Consider the following 17065-nt stretch of genomic DNA (forward strand, 5'->3'; position numbering starts at 1 on the left):
CCATGCCGTGTCCGTGACGGTAATCGTCGTATCGTTCTTATCATATGCTGAACACAGGTATTGAAGATCGGCCGGGGAGGCACGATGAGAATTCTGCTGGCGACGTTGAACACGGCGTTGCGCAATGCGGTACGTGCGGCGTTGGAGTCCGCCGGACACGTCGTGGAGACGATTCCCGCAGGGGATGATGACGATGGCGTGTTCGACGCCTCCGCCGCGGAACTGATCATCATGGACGATGCGTTTCCACGGCAGGCGGATCGCGAGGATCTGGATCTTCTCGTTGCGCAGATGATGCATGCCAGGCTGCTCTGCCTGCGTACACCCACGCTGACGGCCGGCCACGACTCCCCTGACGTCGCACATGACGGTCATGACGAGGCGACCGAGGCCGGCGTACTATCGCAGATCGACGACGAACTGTATAAGCCGTTCTCCGATGCGGAACTGCTTGCCCATGTCCGCCGTCTGTCTCGCGTCGACGACGCCGAGGACACGACGATCCTGACCCGTGGCGATCTGGCGCTGGATACTGACTCCAGACGGGCGTTCTACGGGGATCTGGGCCGCCCGCTCCCCCTGTCTCCACGTGAGTATGCGGCATTGGAGATGCTGGTCCGTGCCGACGGCGGGTATCTGACGTTCGATGAGCTGCTGGAGGGGGTGTGCGGCAACGGGTTCTTCGAGCAGCGCGACATCATGGCCACGGCCATGCGTTCCCTTGCACGCAAACTCCAACGTGCCGGCCTGTTCCTCACGCAGCGTGGCGACCGATACCGCATCGGATGACGCACCGAGGCCTGTGGGCGGTCGGTGGTAATTGGAAACCGAGGGCTAGCTGATCACGGCTCCGAACGGCATGAGGGCGAGCTTGGCCATCTTGAAGGACTGGATGCCAAAGGGAATGCCGATGATCGTGATGCAGTTGGCCAGTCCGGCGAGGACATAGCCGATGGCCATCCACAGTCCCGCGACGATGATCCAGATGATGTTGAGCAGCAGGGAGCCGAGTCCTCCTCCGTAATCCACATGCCTGCCGAACGGCGTGAGCGTGAGTTGGGCCATCTTGAAGGCTTGGAGTCCCAGCGGAATACCGATGATCGTGATGCAGAGGATAATGCCGATGACGGCCCAGCCCAGCGCGAGGAAGAGCCCACCGAGGATCAGCCAAAGAATGTTACCGAGCAGTCTCATGATTGCGATGCCACCTTGTTTTATGCGTGTGATTATCCGTATGTCTTCATTATGGATGCGTATGGGTGACGCCACCATCGGGGTTTGCCCTGATTGTTCCCCGATTCGTCCCCGATAACCAGCGGCCACGAAGTCGGCGGCATTCCGAATACCGGTATTCGGGTATGGAAAAGCCCTGCGGCCACGAGGACGCGCAGGGCGAAATGCTGAACTGAACCAGGATCAGCGAGCGTAGAACTCGACCACGTACTGGATGTTCACCTGAACCGGGATCTCCTCGGCGAGGGGCTTGCGGGTCAGGGTGGCCTTCAGCGAGGCGAGGTCGACGTCCAGGTAGCCCGGGACGGCCGGCAGCACGTCACGGTGCACGCCTTCGGCGGCAGCCTGGAAGGGCTCCATGGTCTGGCTCTTCGGACGGACCTGAATGGTCTGGCCGGGGCGCACCTTGTAGCTCGGACGATCCACCTTGTTGCCGTCGACCATGATATGGCCGTGCACGACGAACTGACGAGCCTGGGCGGTGGTGCGGGCGAAGCCGGCACGCAGCACGAGGGCGTCGAGGCGGGACTCGAGGTCCTGCAGCATGGCGTTACCGGTCTGGCCGGCCTCGTGGGTGCCCTTCTCGTAGGCGGCGCGCAGCTGCTTCTCGGAGATGCCGTACTGAGCGCGCAGACGCTGCTTCTCACGCAGACGAACGGCGTAATCGGACTCGGTGCGACGACGGGTGCGGCCGTGCTCGCCGGGGGCGTACGGACGCTTCTCGAAGATGCGCTGGGCCTTGGGGGTCAGAGCGATGCCGAGGGCGCGGGAAAGACGCACCTGACGGCGGGAGCGCTGAACGTTAGTCATGAATGTTCATCCTTTGTTTCTGTCGTTATCTGAACGGAACGCGCGACATGCGCCACGCGCTGAGCCGGCCTCTCCAATGCTTCACCATGCCATGGCACGAATGGCCGTGATGCACTCACAGCCACCGACCCATTGATGGGCTAAGGCTCCAGATAGGTTTCTACCTGATGGCAGACACCAAAAATAGAAGTGTACGGCAGTGCTCGGACTTTGTCATTGCTGCGGCCTGTCGGCGAGTCGCCCGGCGTCCAAAGTGAGTACACGATCGGCATAGGGCAGTGCGTCGGCGTCATGGGTGACCATGAGCACGGCCGTGCCCCGGTCGGCGAGGTCGCGCAGCAGACGCATGACGATGAGCGTGCTTTCTGCGTCAAGATCTCCGGTGGGCTCATCGGCGATCAGCAGCTTCGGTCGATTCATCAGCGCACGGGCGATGGATACGCGACGCATCTCGCCGCCGGACAGTTCCTTGGGATAGCTGTCGGCAAGGTCGTCGACCTGCAACTCGGCCAGCAACGCGTGGGCACGCGTCGACAACGCGTCGGGCTTCGCGGCGGTCGGTTCGGGAACATGTACCGGAGTTATGACGTCAGGCATGTCCGGATCGTCGGCCGGCACCGGTTCCGACGACTCGACATCGTCATTCCCGCCCTTGGGATCGATAGGGTTGCCGTCGGTCTGACTATCGGATTCATCCGGGGAACAATCCGATTCATCCGGGAAGAAGAGCGCGGGCAGGATCACGTTGTCCAGCGCAGTCAGGTTGGGCAGCAGCGTCTGGCTCTGGGTGACGAAGCCGATGGTGCGATTGCGCAGCCGGGACAACGCCTTGTCGTCGAGGTCGGCCACAGTCTGCCCGTCGATCGTCACCGTGCCCGAGGTGGGTCGCAAGAGTCCGGACACCATGTTGAGCAGCGTGCTCTTTCCGTTGCCCGACCTGCCGACGATGGCGACGAGTTCCCCGCCCTCCATGGACAGGTTCACATGATCGACCGCCGCGAACGGCACGCCGCGACGGGTGAACTCACGGGTCAGATCCTTGATCTCAAGCAGCATGTCACTCCCCCTCCCTCAGAGTCAGATACGCCTCGGGACGTCCCAGACGGAAGGCGACGAACAACGAGGCCACGGCCGCGGTGAACACCGCGAAGACGAGAGCAATCAACGCCATGACCAGAATCGATCCGATGCCCACCTGCAGGTACGGCAGCTGCATCTGCTTGCCGATGTACCCGCTGAAGGGGAAGACGATCAGCGATGCCGCCGCCACGCCGATCACGCCGCCGGCCAGACCGGTGATCAACGCCTCGCGGATCACGATGGAGATCAGCATGCCGCGCGTGGCGCCCATGATGCGCAAGGATGCGAACTCCTTCTTGCGTTCGTTGACCGAGGAGGAGAACACCGCGAGCATGACGATCAGCCCCATGACCCACAGCACGACGACGAACACCAGCATGTAGGACAACATGGTGTTCAGTGAAGTCTTGGTGGAGGCCGTCACGCCACCGGGGTAGACGAATCCCACCGAGGCGAGCTGCGGATCCAGTTTGGCGATATTGTTCGCCACCGTGTGCGCATCATAGCCATCCTGCACCTTGATCAGCACGGAAGAGACGGCCTTGGACGCGTATTCCTGGGGCATGACGCGCTTGGCGACCTTGGCCGACGCGGCCACCATCTGCGGAACTGTGGCCTTGTTGACGAACACGGAGTTGTCGAGGCTGGTACCGGTGCTGGCCAGCTGCGCCACCACGGGCCAGGTCTTGCCATACAGTTCGATCGTGCCGTCGGTGGATACGTTCACGTTCGCACCGGCCACCATCTGTCCGTCGCCGAGCGTCTTGTCGTACTGTGAGGCGACCCACGGTTCGATCACGAAGTCGGTCTGCGGATCGAATCCGATGATCTGCAACTTTTCGGCGCAGCAGGCCGCAGCCAGCGACGAGATGTAGGTCTGGGACGTGATCTGTGCGATGCCGTCGGCCTTGGACACCTTGGATTCGATATCGTTCGTGAAATAGAAGGTATTCGGCGTGCCGTCGGTCAGCAGCGCCTCGGCCTTGGACTCGGTGGTCTGCGGCACGACCATGAGGTCGGCCCCCAGACGCTCCTCCATGCTGGTCAGGCCTTTGTTGAGGTTCATCGCCAGCATGGATCCGCCGAAGAACGCGACGGACAGGATCGCCACCACCGTGATGAGCGACGCGGTGCGGAACGGCTTGCGCCTGAGATTCTCCAATGGCAGACGGGCGAGTGAGATATGCGGTGACATGATGCTCGATTCGTAATGTGATCGATTATTGCTCGTACGTGATCATACGATTCGGCTGTGTGACGGCGTGGATAGGCTCAGGCGCGCTTGGCCGGACGGGAGTCCAGCCAGATGCCGATGGCGGCGAAGATGATGGTCAGCACGCCCAGCACGATCAGCGTGGGTCGGGCGACCATGTGGCAGTGCATCATGGCACCGGGGCATACGCCGATCAGCACGGTCGGCACGGCGATGGCCAGCAGTGCACCCAGCACGGCGGCGATGTTCAGACCGATGCGGATCTGGGGAGCCACGAACAGGGCGATCACACCCAGCACGGCGATAAGCGCTCCGACGCCGATCTCGGCCTGGGCGGTCCAATGACAGGCCATCGGCATCTTCTCGACCTTGCACACGTAGGCGAACGTGTGCGGGGCGATGGCGATGAGAGCGCCGAAAACAATGGACGGAATGGACGCAAACAGCTTGTTCTTCACGATCTTCTCCTGCTACTTCTGCATAACGCGATATGCGAACGTTACGCGGACGCCCAACGGCATCCGAACTTGAGCGATTGTGAACGCCAATCGGGGGAAAATCAAGTCTTGACTTTCCCCCGATATGTGCTACAGCTTTTCGATCGGCGCCACGCGCAGCAGTAGACGCTTGGTGCCGTCGGAACCGAAGTCCACGGTGATCACGGAGTTACGGCCTTTGTCCTCCACCGCCACGACGGTGCCCAGACCATACTGGTCGTGGGTCACCTTGTCACCGGCGTGGAAATCGGCGACATTGGGAATGCCTTCCTGATCATGCTGCGCCGTCTTGCGCGAGGCCGCGGCCTTGGCCTTCGACAGTGAACCGAACAGATCCTGCTGCATGCGCTTCGTGGTCACCTTGCCGGAACGCGGGGAGCCGGAACGGGAACCGTAGGACGAGGAGCCGGAGCCGCGGCTGCCGTAGGACGATCCGCCATAGGAACGGGACGAACCGGATCCATACCGAGAGCCCGAACCACGTGATCCGGAACGGGAGCCATAGGAGGAACCCGAACCATACGAGCCGTAGGAACCGGATCCATAGGAACCGCCGGACGAACGACCGGCACCGGACCCCCATCGGGACGACGAACCGTATCGGAAATCGGACGTCGACTCGAAGCCGCCAAACTCGTCATCGTCATCGAATCCGCTCCCCCAGCCGGTACGCATGCGCTCCGCGGAGGTTTCCCTACGCTTCCATTCGATCAAGTTCTCAGGGATGTCGTCGAGGAATTGGCTGGGCATCATCTCCGCCGCCTGACCCCACTGGGCGCGCACCGCGGCCCGGGTGACGTAGAGGATCTGACGGGCGCGGGTGATGCCCACGTAGGCGAGACGACGCTCCTCCTCCAGTTCGCTTTCGTCCTCCATGGCCCGCGAGTGCGGGAACGTGCCCTGTTCCATGCCGGTGAGGAACACCACCGGGTATTCGAGTCCCTTGGCGGTGTGCAGCGTCATGAGGGTGACGGTGCCGGTGTCCTCGCCTTCGCCGGGCAGCTGGTCGCTGTCGGCCACGAGCGCCGTGGTCTCCAGGAAGCCGTTGAGCGTGGCATCAGGCGTGTTCTGCTCGTATTCCGCGGCGACGGATTGCAACTGAGAAAGATTGTCCACACGGGTCATGTCCTGCGGATCCGTGGATTTGCGCAGTTCCGCAAGCAGACCGGATTTGTCGAGCACCTCGGCCACGATCTCGCTCGGTTTGGTATCATTGGCCGCTGCGAATTCCTGCAACGAGCGCATGAGGTCGCGGAACTGTCCAAGCAGGGTGGCGGTGCGCGTGGGCACGCCTTCGATGGTGTCCAATGCCTCGAGGGCTCCCCACGTGCTGGTCTGGTGATCGGCCGCGTACATGGTGATCACGGCTTCCGCGCGGGCGCCGAGTCCTCGTTTGGGCACGTTGAGGATGCGCCGGAGGTTGACGTCGTCGGCCGGGTTGGCGATGGCCTGCAGGTAGGCCATCGCGTCCTTGACTTCCTTGCGCTCGTAGAACTTGGTGCCGCCGACGAGCTGGTACGGGATGCCGGCGTTGATGAGCGCCTCCTCGAGGGAGCGTGACTGTGCGTTGGCGCGGTACATGATGGCGATGTCGGAGTAGCGGAAGCCCTCCTCTCCCGCGAGCCTGGCGATTTCGGTGGCGATCCAGGCGCCTTCCTGCTGGGCGTTGTCGGCGGCGTAGCCGATGATCTTGCTGCCTTCGCCGAGCGCGGTCCACAGTTTCTTGGGTTTGCGGCCCGGGTTGAGGGCGATCACCGCGTTGGCGGCGTTGAGGATGGTCTGCGTGGAACGGTAGTTCTGTTCCAGCATGATGGTCTTGGCGTTCGGAAAGTCTTTTTCGAATTCCTGGATGTTACGGATGTCGGCGCCACGGAATGCGTAGATGGACTGGTCGGAGTCGCCCACCACGGTGATCCATGCCGGGCCGGTCTTGCCGGCGCCACGCGCGTTGGGGTCACGCGGCTGGCCGGAGTCCACGCCACCGAGCTCGCGTACGAGCACGTACTGGGCGTGGTTGGTGTCTTGGTACTCGTCGACCAGGATGTAGCGGAACTTGCGACGGTAGTAGTCGGCGACCATCGGGTCGGTGCGCAGCAGTTCCACGGTGCGCATGATCAGGTCGTCGAAGTCCACGGCGTTGGCCGCAGCGAGCCGGTACTGGTATTCGGCGTACACGCAGGCGTAGAGCACTTCGACGTCGCCGAAGTTGCCGATCTGGGAGCCGCGGATGCCGGGCTTGAACTGTGGCGCGTACTCCTTGAGTCGTTCCTGCCATCCGATGAGGCTGTTCTTGTAGTCGGAGATGCGGGCGAGGATGGATCGGGGCGTGTACCGCTTGACGTCGATGTTGAGTTCGTTGCAGATGATCTTGACGAGCCGCTGCGAGTCGGCGGTGTCGTAGATGGAGAATCCGGATTTGAGTCCGATCTTGTCGCCGTCGCGGCGCAGGATGCGCACGCAGGCGGAGTGGAAGGTCGACACCCACATGCGCTGTGCCACGGGGCCGATCAGCGTGGTGAGTCGCTCCTTCATTTCAGCGGCGGCCTTGTTGGTGAAGGTGATGGCCAGGATCTGGCTGGGCCATGCGCCCACCTGGCTGAGCAGCCAGGCGATGCGCCGGGTGAGCACTCGGGTCTTGCCGGATCCGGCGCCGGCGGCGATCAGCAGCGCCGGACCGTGATACTGCACGGCTTCGGCCTGCTGATCGTTGAGGCCGCCCAGCAGCTCCTCCGCGCTGCGGGCGATCACCTCTGGTTCGTCGTACATCATCATTCGTGCTCCCCTGTCCCGTTGTCGATTCGTATGGTTGCGCGTTCCTCGCGGTAAAACCGAGTACACGAATCTACCATCGGGCGCGGTCAAGCAGAATGGACGGGCATGACGGACGGGCATGGACGAATGCGGCGTTCGTCGGCGTGACGAAGGTCAGGCTTTGACGGCGTGTTCCTCGAGCAGTTCGCCGACGTTGGTGTCGTCGTCCATGTAGTGGTCGAACACGTCGGTGATCTCCTTGTCGGGCTCCTTGGTGGCGAGCGAGACCACGACGATGGCGATGGCGGAGATGATGAACGCAGGCAGCAGCTCGTAGATGCCGAAGATGCCGCCGAGGGGCTTGAGGGCGAGGTTCCAGACGAACACAGTGACGGCACCGACGATCATGCCGGCGATGGCACCGTGCTTGTTGGTGCGTCTCCAGTAGAGGCTGAACAGCATGAGCGGTCCGAACGAGGCGCCGAGACCGGCCCATGCGTAGGAGACGACCTGGAAGATGGAAGAGTTCTGATCGGCGGCGATCACGCAGCCGAACACGAACACGACGAAGATGGTGATGCGGGCCACCCACATGACCTGGCGGTCGCTGGCGTTGCGCTTGAAGATGCCGCGGAAGATGTTTTCGGCCACGGCGGATCCCGCGATGATCATGTAGCTTGACGAGGAGCTCATGGATGCGGCGAAAATGCCGGAGACCACCACGCCGCAGATGAAGCTGGGCAGCAGCATCTGGCTGAGCACGATGAACACACTTTCGGCGGCCGCCTGCGTGCCGAACTGGACGGGCAGCATGGCGCGGCCGAACAGGCCGATGGCGATGGCGCAGCCGAGCGAGATGACGACCCACACGGTGGCGATGATCCTCGACTGCTTGATCTCCTCGGCGTCACGCACCGACAGGAAGCGCACGAGCACCTGCGGCATGCCGAAGTAGCCCAGACCCCAGGCCATCAGGGAGACGATGGTGATCAGGTCGAAGTCGGTGGGGGCGCCGAACAGGGGTTGGCCGCCTTGCGCGATCTGCGCGCCAGTAGCAGGGTCGAGCGTCGGGGTGGCGGTGTGGTTGGCGCTGATGTATCCGGGGATGTCGGAGAGGAACGCGGCGACGTGGTCGATGCCGCCCGCGCTGATTACGGTGCCGCTGCACACCACGGCGAGCGCGAAGAACATGAGCATGCCCTGGATGAAGTCGGTGACGACGACGGACAGGTAGCCGCCGATCACGGTGTAGAGGAACACGACGATGGCGCCGAGCACCATCATGAGGTGGTAGTCGAATCCGAAGAGGGTGTCGAACAGCTTGCCGACGGTGACGAAGCAGCTGCCCACGTATACGGCGAAGAACACGATGATGATCACGGCCGCGATGGTGGACAGGATGTTCTTCGTGTCGCCGAATCGCTTGGAGAAGTAGTCGGGAATGGTGATGGCGTTGCCGGCGGCCACGGAGTAGCGGCGCAGACGCTTGGCCACGATCTTCCAGTTGAGATAGGTGCCGATGGCGAGGCCTGCGGCGGTCCAGCCGGCGTCGGCGACGCCGGTGAAGTAGGCGAGGCCGGGCAGGCCCATGAGCAGCCAGCCGGACATGTCGGAGGCTTCGGCGGACAGTGCGGTCAGCCATGGTCCGACGCCGCGGCCGCCTGCGAAGTACTGGGATGCGGATGAGTTGGATCGTCTTGAATAGAAGAATCCCACCGACAGCATGGCCACGAAATACAGGACCATTGCCAAGAACACCCAGATATCGCTGGTTTGCATGAAACCGTTCCTCCGCTTCCCTTTGTTGACGTCGCCGGCGCATACCGGCACGGAGACTTTACTATAGCCATCTTGCCGCCGGCGCCCTAATGCGTCTCACATGGTAAAGTCCAAACCCCGGTTTGTACCGCGGTACAGTCGTCATCCCATGTACCGAGTACTCTGCTAGACATACGTGGACGATTACTGTCCGCGGAGTGAACAGACCGTAAACGGCGGCGGGGCGACGAGCCGAAGCCGATGATCAAAGGGGTGTGCATGAAGGAACTCGAGGAGCGAATCCGCAAGGAGGGCACCGTCAAGCCCGGCAACGTGCTCAAGGTAGACGCTTTCCTCAACCATCAGTGCGATGTGGAGCTGTTCGACCACATGGGCGCGGCGTGGGCCGAGCACTTCAAGGGCAAGACCATCACCAAGATCCTCACCATCGAGGCGTCCGGCATCGGCATCGCCTGTTGCGCCGCCCGCCATTTCGGCAATGTGCCGGTGGTGTTCGCCAAGAAGGCGCAGTCCATCAATCTGGACGGCGACCAGTACGTGACCACGATCTACTCGTACACCAAGCAGCGTGAGTTCCCGGTGATCGTGGCCAAGAAGTTCCTCTCCCCCGGTGATCACGTGCTGCTGATCGACGACTTCCTCGCCAACGGCAAGGCGCTGCAGGGCCTGATCGAGATCTGCGATCATGCGGGTGCCACGGTGGAGGGCATCGGCATCGCCGTGGAGAAGGGCTTCCAGGACGGCGGCGAGCAGCTGCGCAAGGCCGGCTATGACCTGGATTCGCTGGCGATCGTCAAGTCCATGGACGCCGAGACCGGCGACATCGAATTCGCCTGATCGTTTCACGAATCGAATATCGTTCCCGAGGGAGGGCTCCCACATCACGCCCTCCCTTTTCCATGGGACGGGAAGATCCCATGGGTAAGGGATATATGGAGAATCAAGAGAGGAGTCACCATGAGTGACAAGACAACCACCGAGAAGGAGCATGGCTCGGGCATTTCGTTCGAGGCGCTGAGCAGCCTTGATGCCCCGGTTTCGTTCTGGAAGGGCATTCCCTTCGGCCTGCAGCACGTGATGGCCATGTTCGTGGCGAATCTGGCCCCGATCTTCATCGTGGCCTCCGCTGCGAAGATGAGCCCGGAACAGTCGGCCACGGTCATCCAGGCCGGTCTGCTGGTGGCCGGTCTGGGCACCTGCCTGCAGCTGTACGGCGCCTGGCGCATCGGCTCGAAGCTGCCGATGGTCACGGGCATCTCGTTCACGTATGTGGCGGCGGCCGTGGCGATCTGCGCCGACAAGGGCTATGGCGCCGTGGTGGGTGCGGTCATGGTCGGCGGTCTGCTCGAACTGGTGCTCGGCCTGACCGCGAAGTACTGGCGCCGGTTCGTGCCGCCGATCGTTTCGGCGATCGTGGTCACGTCGATCGGTTTCTCGCTGCTGACCGTGGGCGCCACGAGCTTTGGCGGCGGCTCCGGTGCCAAGGACTTCGGCAGCTGGCAGAATCTGACGCTCGGCCTGATCTCGCTGGTCGCCTGCCTGGCGTTCCAGCTGCTGATGAAGGGCACCGCCAAGCAGCTGTCCGTGCTGTTCGGTCTGGTGGTCGGCTACGTGGTGGCCATCTGCATGGGCAAGGTTGATTTCTCCGGGTTCCAGCATCTGGCGATCGTGTCCGTACCGCAGTTCATGCCGTTCCGCCCCGAGTTCGACTGGGGTGCGATCATCTCGCTGGGCCTGCTCTATGTCGTGTCCTCGGTCGAGGTGCTGGGCGACACCGCCGCTTTGACGAAGGTCGGTCTCAACAGGCTTCCCACCGAGCGTGAGACCGCCGGTGCGATCGCCGGCGACGGTCTGATCTCCTCGGTCTCCGGTCTGTTCGGCTGCCTGCCGCTGACCTCGTTCGCTCAGAACATCGGCCTGGTGGCCATGACCAAGGTCGTCAACCGCAAGGTGATTCTCTCCGGCGGCGTGATCCTGATTCTCGCGAGCTTCATTCCGGCCATCGCCGAGGTGTTCAACTCGCTGCCGCAGGCCGTGCTGGGCGGCTGCACGATCATGATGTTCGGCAACATCATTCTCTCCGGCTTCCAGATGATCTCCGAGGCCGGCTACACGCAGCGCAACATCACCATCGCGGCGCTTTCGCTGACCATCGGCATCGGCTTCACCCAGGTGAGCGACATCTTCGTGCACTTCCCGGCCCTGTTCCAGCAGATCTTCGCCTCGAACTGCATCGCCGTGGCGTTCGTCGTGGCAGTGATCCTCAATCTCGTGCTGCCGAGCGAGGACCACTTCCTCTCGGCGCCGAAGGAGCAGCCGGCCGACGCCGAGTGACCGCTCGATTATTCGTAAGTCGTTCCGTGAATGACGGCACGACTTACGATCGCGCATGACAAAGGCGCTTTCGACACGAATCGAACCGTGTCGAAAGCGCCTTTTCACGTCCTGGGGTCTGCGAAAGATCAGCCCTTGTATCCGAAGTCCGGGATGGCGGCCCAACGGCCGCGCAGGAAGTGGGCGGCCATCTTGGGCTGGCGGTCGCGTGTGAGGATGCCCTTGCGGTTGCCTTCCACGCGCATGGTTCCCTGGATGGTCACGAAGTCGGCGAAGTTCCACAGCTGCTCGCCGATGAACCACGGACGCTTGTCGATCTCCGCGTCGATGCGGGCGAAGTAGTCACGCTGGTATTCCTCGCTCCACATCTTGCCGTGGGTGCCGTGCACGCCTTCCATGGTGTCCGCGCCGTATTCGGTGAACATGACCGGCTTGCCGATCTTCTCCCACCAGTCGAGCTCGTAGTTCAGGGCATAGCAGGCGGCATCGAGGTCGCCGGACAGGTTGTACCAGCCGTAGTAGCGGTTGAGGCACACCACATCCATGGTGCGGGTGACGAGATCCTTGGTGTAGTCGTTCTGGCAGCACACGATCGTGACCGGACGGTTCTGCGGGTCCTCCTCGTGCGCGAGTTCGTACAGCGGGGTGAAGTACTTGAGCGCGTTCTCGGACTTCTCGCCGCCCTGGTCGTACCACGGTTCGTTGGCGAGCGACCACATGACCACGCTCGGATGGTTCTTGTCGCGAGCGATCATGTCGCGGATCACCTGCTGGTGGTGTTCGAACAGCGGCTTGTTGGTATACTGCGGCCAGCTCATACCCACCGCCGGCGTCTCGTCGATGATGACGATGCCTTCGCGGTCGCACAGGTCGTACATGTTCTCCGCATACGGATAGTGCGAGGTACGGAACGAGTTGGCGTTGAGCCAGTGGATGAGCGAGACGTCCTTGACGTTGAGCAGCTGGTCGGTGCCGCGACCGTGGAAGTAGCTGTCCTCGTGCTTGCCGAAGCCCTTGAAGTAGAACGGCCGGCCATTGATGAGGAACTTCCGGTCCTTCACCTCCACGGTGCGGACGCCGAAGGTCTGATCGTATTCGTCGCTTTCCGCCTTGGCCTCCGCCGGGCCGGCGAGCGCGACGTGCGCGGTGTACAGATATGCGGCGCCGGGGTTCCACAGGTGTGCGGCCGGCAGGGTGATCTCGCCCCTGGTTCCGGTCGCCGTGGCGACGGTGTCGCCGTTCTCGTCCTGGATCGTCACGGTCACGCGATCGCCGCGTTCGTCCGTGGATTCGCCGCCGAGCGTCACCATGTAGCCGATGACGGCGGGGCCGGTCTCTCCCTCGTTCAGTCCTTCGGTGATGGACTTGGTGGTCACGGCCACGTCGGCGATGTAGGTGCGTGGCGTGGTGTAGAGCTCAACGTGACGGTTGAGGCCCGCGAAGTTGAAGAAGTCGAAGTTCGGTCGGTTCTGCGGCTTGGCCCAGCGCTTGCCAGCCTCCACGGAGGGGATGCCGGCGTTGTCGGAGCCGAAGAACGCCACGTTGCCCTCGTTGCCGATCGGCAGGGTGGACTGGTTGATGCGATTGTCGATGGCGACGGCGAGCAGGTTGTCTCCGGGCTTGATGTTGTCGGTCACGTCGAATTCGAACGGCAGGAAGCCACCCTTGTGGCTGCCGAGCTTCTCGCCGTTCAGGTACACGTCCGCCGCGTGGGTGGCGGCGTCGAAGCGCAGTACCACACGCTGGCCGTCGATCACGCGTTCGGGCAGGCTGAATGTGCGCTGGTAGACGACCCATCCGTACACGTCATACAGGTCGGTCATATCGTTCTGATCGTTGTATGAGCCGGGCACGGCCATGGGAATGGGCTCGGGCAGGGCCTCGGTGGTCCATTCGGACGGATAGTCGGTTTCACCGACGGTTCTGAAATTCCATACGCCATCGAGGCTGAACACCATGCGCGCATCATTGGTCTGTGGGTAGAGCATGCCGCTTCCTCCCTGTATTGTTGACAGCTTTGTCTCTTACTGTTCATAATACACGAGATTTATGCAGTTTTGATCATTTTCGCACATTTTCTATCAGAAGATGTCAAGGTGGCGACAAGACGGCGTTCCATCTGCCCGGCAAAAAGCCGAAAGGGCCAACCCCGGCGGGATTTCCGGAGATGGCCCTTCGCAACAAGGAATCGAGACGATCGATCACGGCACACGAATTGAACCGCAGTTCACAACGGTCCGATCCTGTCGCCATGACGTCGTTGGACCCGCATCGTCAGGATTCGCCTTCCGCGTTCAGTGCCTCGTGACGCAGGATCAGGAATCCGATCGCGCCGGCCACGATGGACGCGGCAAGGATGGCGGTCTTCGAGATCGCCGCGATCTGCGGATCGGCGAACGACAGGTTCGTCACGAAGATCGCCATGGTGAAACCCACGCCGCCGAGCGCCGAAACGCCGGCGATGTGCCCCCACTTGACGCCCTTTGGCAGCTGCGAGACGCCCAGCTTCACCGTGATCCACGTGGAGATGAAGATGCCGAGCGGTTTGCCCACCAGCAGGCCTAGGAACACGCCGATCGCCACCGGACTGGTCACGATCTGCGAGAACGACATGCCGCCGAGCACCACGCCGGCATTCGAGAACGCGAACAACGGCAGCACGAAGAAGTACACGAACGTGTGCAGACTCTTCTCCAGGCGGATCGTCGGCGGGATCGTGGCATGCGATACGCGACGGATCGAATACACTTCGCGCAGGTATTCGCGCTGTGCCACGTCCGGCTCGCCCGGATCATACCGGTCCTCGGCCGTGCGTGCGCGATGGGCGAACCAGCCGCCCACCCGGTCGAGCTTGATCTCGGACCGCGCGGGAATGGCGAGCGCAAGCATCACGCCGGCGAGCGTGGCATGCACGCCGGAGAACAGCACGCAGACCCACAACACGAATCCGACCACCAGATACGGCGGCAGATCGTAGATATGGCAGCGGTTGAACACGATCAGCAGCGCGAATGCGGCGAATGCGGCGATCAGCCACGGCAGGCTGAGGTCAGACGTGTAGAACAATGCGATCACGCCGATGGCGATCATGTCGTCGGCGATGGTGAGCGTGGACAGGTAGGCGCGCAGTCCGGATGGCACGCGACGGCCGAGCAGGGCGAGCAGGCCCAGGCAGAAGGCGATGTCGTTGGCCATGGGCACGCCCCAGCCGCCGATGTACTGTCCGCCGGCGTTGACGATCAGATAGATGACGGCCGGCAGCAGCGCGCCGCCTGCGGCCGCGACGATGGGCAGCACGGCCTTGCGCGGCTCGGTGAGTTCGCCGGCGCGCATCTCGTGCTTGATCTCGAGGCCGACCATGAGGAAGAACAGCGCCATGAGGAAGTCGTTGATGAAGTGCTCCAGGCTGATATTCGCGTGGAACGACCCCAGTGAGAACGACAGGTGCACGGATTGCCAGAACTCGTTGAAGTACGGCAGCGCCGGCGTGTTCTCGATGGCGAATGCGGCCAGTGCGGCGAACACCATGAGCATGGTCGCCTTGGTGGATGAATGTGTGAATTCGACGAGGCGTCGTTTCCCCCTGTGGACCTTGACGACGCCGGGTTCGAGAATGCCCTCGTGAATCTGGGGGCTTTGTGTCATGCGAGTGCTCCTAACAACTGCTTGCGTGAATGGAGTCGGCCGACGCGTGCGGCCGCGAGGATTCAACCTTTCTAGTGTACAGGATGCACGTACGGGGGCATCGCCGAGCGCGAAACCGGTACCGCCCGCCATGAGCGCTCGTCGACGAGCATGAATTCTTGATGAACTGCGCGACAACGGCGGCGCACAGGGAACGAATGGCGGACCGGTGCGGGACAATGGTATCCAAGGAGGTCCGCCATGGTTGACGACTACACCGCGAAGATGACCGAGCTGATCGAGCTGATGCGTCTGATCGGCAACGATACGCAGCAGTGCGAGGTCAAGGAGTGCAAGCGCAAGATCTCGTCGACCATCACCGACACATTGTCGGCGTTTTCGAACGGGTCGGGCGGCTGGATCATTCTGGGGCTTTCGGAGAAGAACGGGTTCACGCCGGTACCGGACTTCAACGCCCGATCCATGCAGGAGTCGCTCAGCCAGGCGTGCGAGAAGATGACGCCCGTGGTCCGTCCCGTGATCGTGACATGCCCGTTCGAGGGCTCGAATCTGGTGTTCGCACGCGTGGATGAGATGCTGCCGCGCGACAAGCCGTGCTTCATCTCGGCGATCGGCGCGCACGGAGGCTCGTACATTCGCACCGGCGACGGCGACCGCCGCATGACCTCGTATGAGGTGGACCGTCTTATCGAGGAGCATCTGCAGCCCACGTACGATCTTGACATCGTGCCGGATGCGACGATGGCCGATCTGGATCCCACGCTGACCGCCGGACTGCTGGACCGGGTTCGCGAACAGCATCCGCATGTGTTCGCCGACCGCAGCGACACGGACACGCTGCTGGATCTGCAGGTACTGCGCCACGACGACTCCGACTACGGGCGCGCCGGCAGCGTGCTGCGGCCCACGCTCGCCGGGCTGCTGGCGCTCGGCCGCTACCCGCAGAAGTTCTTTCCCCGGCTCAACGTGTCCATCGCAGTGTTCCCAGGCACGAACCGCAACGACGTGTTCCGTGGCGATGAACGACTCGTCGCCTCACAGACCGTGGTCGGTTCGATCCCGGTGATGATCGACGACACGGTGACCTCGCTGATGCGCTGGATCGGCGCACGCAAACCCGACTATCCTCCGGACGCGCTGCGCGAGGCGATCGCCAACGCGCTGACCCACCGCGACTACTCCCCCGACGCGCGCGGCACACAGGTGCATGTGAGCGTGTTCACCGACCGCATCGAGATCAGCAATCCCGGCGGCCTGTACGGCACGGTGACGCATGACGTGCTCGCCGGTTCGAATCCCGTGTCAGGCACGACGTTCTCATCCACACGCAACCAGTTCCTGTTCACACTGCTGGAATCCACCCCCTATCCGGACGGAGGGTTCGTGAACCCGGAGGGCGGCGACGGCTACCAGCGCATCGCCGCCGCACTGAGGGAGAACGGCATCGAACCAGCCACCACGCGTAACGACATCAACACGTTCACCATGACGATCACCAAGCACCGCACACTCAAACGCAGCTCCCCCAGCGAAGTGTCGAAGGAGATCATGACGCTACTCGAACGGCATTCGGCGATGAGCGTCAAGGAGATCATCCGGGAGCTGAGCCTCACCCCGCTCGCCGCTACGTCGGGACTGCGGGAACTGGTGAAGGAGGGGCGGGTCGCCAAGGTGCGCTTCCAGGACGACCCGACCCAGCGCTATCGGCTCAAGACCAGCTGAG

At 62.6% G+C, this 17065-nt stretch carries 13 protein-coding genes; 4 read left to right on the forward strand and 9 right to left on the reverse strand.

What is annotated here, in order from left to right; all coding sequences use genetic code 11:
* The first annotated feature begins 84 nt into the window (after positions 1-84).
* Positions 85-789: a response regulator transcription factor gene (locus tag D2E23_RS01150; RefSeq protein ID WP_126029170.1), complete on the forward strand. Its 705-nt coding sequence runs from the start codon at positions 85-87 to the stop codon at positions 787-789.
* Between the two features lie 45 nt (positions 790-834).
* Here D2E23_RS01150 and D2E23_RS01155 read toward each other — a convergent pair whose 3' ends face one another.
* From D2E23_RS01155 to D2E23_RS01185, 7 genes are all read right to left on the reverse strand, one after another.
* Positions 835-1194, reverse strand: coding sequence for a YccF domain-containing protein (locus tag D2E23_RS01155; protein ID WP_126029171.1), 360 nt, complete (start codon positions 1192-1194; stop codon positions 835-837).
* Positions 1195-1416: 222 nt separating this feature from the next.
* Entirely contained in the window at positions 1417-2043 is a 627-nt protein-coding gene (gene rpsD, locus D2E23_RS01160; protein WP_093959357.1) for a 30S ribosomal protein S4, read from the reverse strand.
* Between the two features lie 213 nt (positions 2044-2256).
* A complete protein-coding gene (locus D2E23_RS01165; protein ID WP_126029172.1) occupies positions 2257-3099 on the reverse strand; it encodes an ABC transporter ATP-binding protein in 843 nt (280 codons plus the stop codon).
* A gap of 1 nt (position 3100) precedes the next feature.
* Positions 3101-4318, reverse strand: a complete 1218-nt coding sequence (locus D2E23_RS01170; protein WP_126029173.1) for an ABC transporter permease — start codon at positions 4316-4318, stop codon at positions 3101-3103.
* Between the two features lie 77 nt (positions 4319-4395).
* A complete protein-coding gene (locus D2E23_RS01175) occupies positions 4396-4794 on the reverse strand; it encodes a DUF4418 family protein (RefSeq protein ID WP_126029174.1) in 399 nt (132 codons plus the stop codon).
* Positions 4795-4923: 129 nt separating this feature from the next.
* A complete protein-coding gene (locus tag D2E23_RS01180) occupies positions 4924-7599 on the reverse strand; it encodes a UvrD-helicase domain-containing protein (RefSeq protein ID WP_126029365.1) in 2676 nt (891 codons plus the stop codon).
* Between the two features lie 159 nt (positions 7600-7758).
* The gene (locus D2E23_RS01185; RefSeq protein ID WP_126029175.1) at positions 7759-9363 is read right to left on the reverse strand and encodes a sodium/proline symporter; all 1605 of its coding nucleotides are present in this window, start codon (positions 9361-9363) and stop codon (positions 7759-7761) included.
* Positions 9364-9621: 258 nt separating this feature from the next.
* Here D2E23_RS01185 and D2E23_RS01190 point away from each other — a divergent pair, with 258 nt between their 5' ends.
* The gene (locus tag D2E23_RS01190) at positions 9622-10200 is read left to right on the forward strand and encodes a xanthine phosphoribosyltransferase (protein ID WP_093959361.1); all 579 of its coding nucleotides are present in this window, start codon (positions 9622-9624) and stop codon (positions 10198-10200) included.
* A gap of 120 nt (positions 10201-10320) precedes the next feature.
* The gene (locus D2E23_RS01195) at positions 10321-11697 is read left to right on the forward strand and encodes a nucleobase:cation symporter-2 family protein (protein WP_126029176.1); all 1377 of its coding nucleotides are present in this window, start codon (positions 10321-10323) and stop codon (positions 11695-11697) included.
* 128 nt (positions 11698-11825) lie between these two features.
* Here the strand turns inward: D2E23_RS01195 and uidA are convergent, their stop codons facing one another.
* Both uidA and nhaA read right to left on the reverse strand, forming a co-directional pair.
* Positions 11826-13685 (reverse strand): beta-glucuronidase, encoded by a 1860-nt coding sequence (gene uidA / locus D2E23_RS01200; protein ID WP_126029177.1) that lies wholly within the window; start codon positions 13683-13685, stop codon positions 11826-11828.
* A gap of 286 nt (positions 13686-13971) precedes the next feature.
* Positions 13972-15342 (reverse strand): Na+/H+ antiporter NhaA, encoded by a 1371-nt coding sequence (gene nhaA / locus D2E23_RS01205; RefSeq protein ID WP_206431964.1) that lies wholly within the window; start codon positions 15340-15342, stop codon positions 13972-13974.
* Between the two features lie 240 nt (positions 15343-15582).
* On the opposite strand from nhaA, the gene D2E23_RS01210 reads away from it, so the two are divergent.
* Positions 15583-17064 carry an ATP-binding protein gene (locus D2E23_RS01210; RefSeq protein WP_126029179.1) on the forward strand — a complete coding sequence of 494 codons (1482 nt, stop codon included), beginning with the start codon at positions 15583-15585 and terminating at the stop codon, positions 17062-17064.
* Position 17065 lies beyond the last annotated feature (1 nt).

The sequence above is a fragment of the Bifidobacterium callimiconis genome (assembly GCF_003952005.1).
Taxonomy (GTDB): domain Bacteria; phylum Actinomycetota; class Actinomycetes; order Actinomycetales; family Bifidobacteriaceae; genus Galliscardovia; species Galliscardovia callimiconis.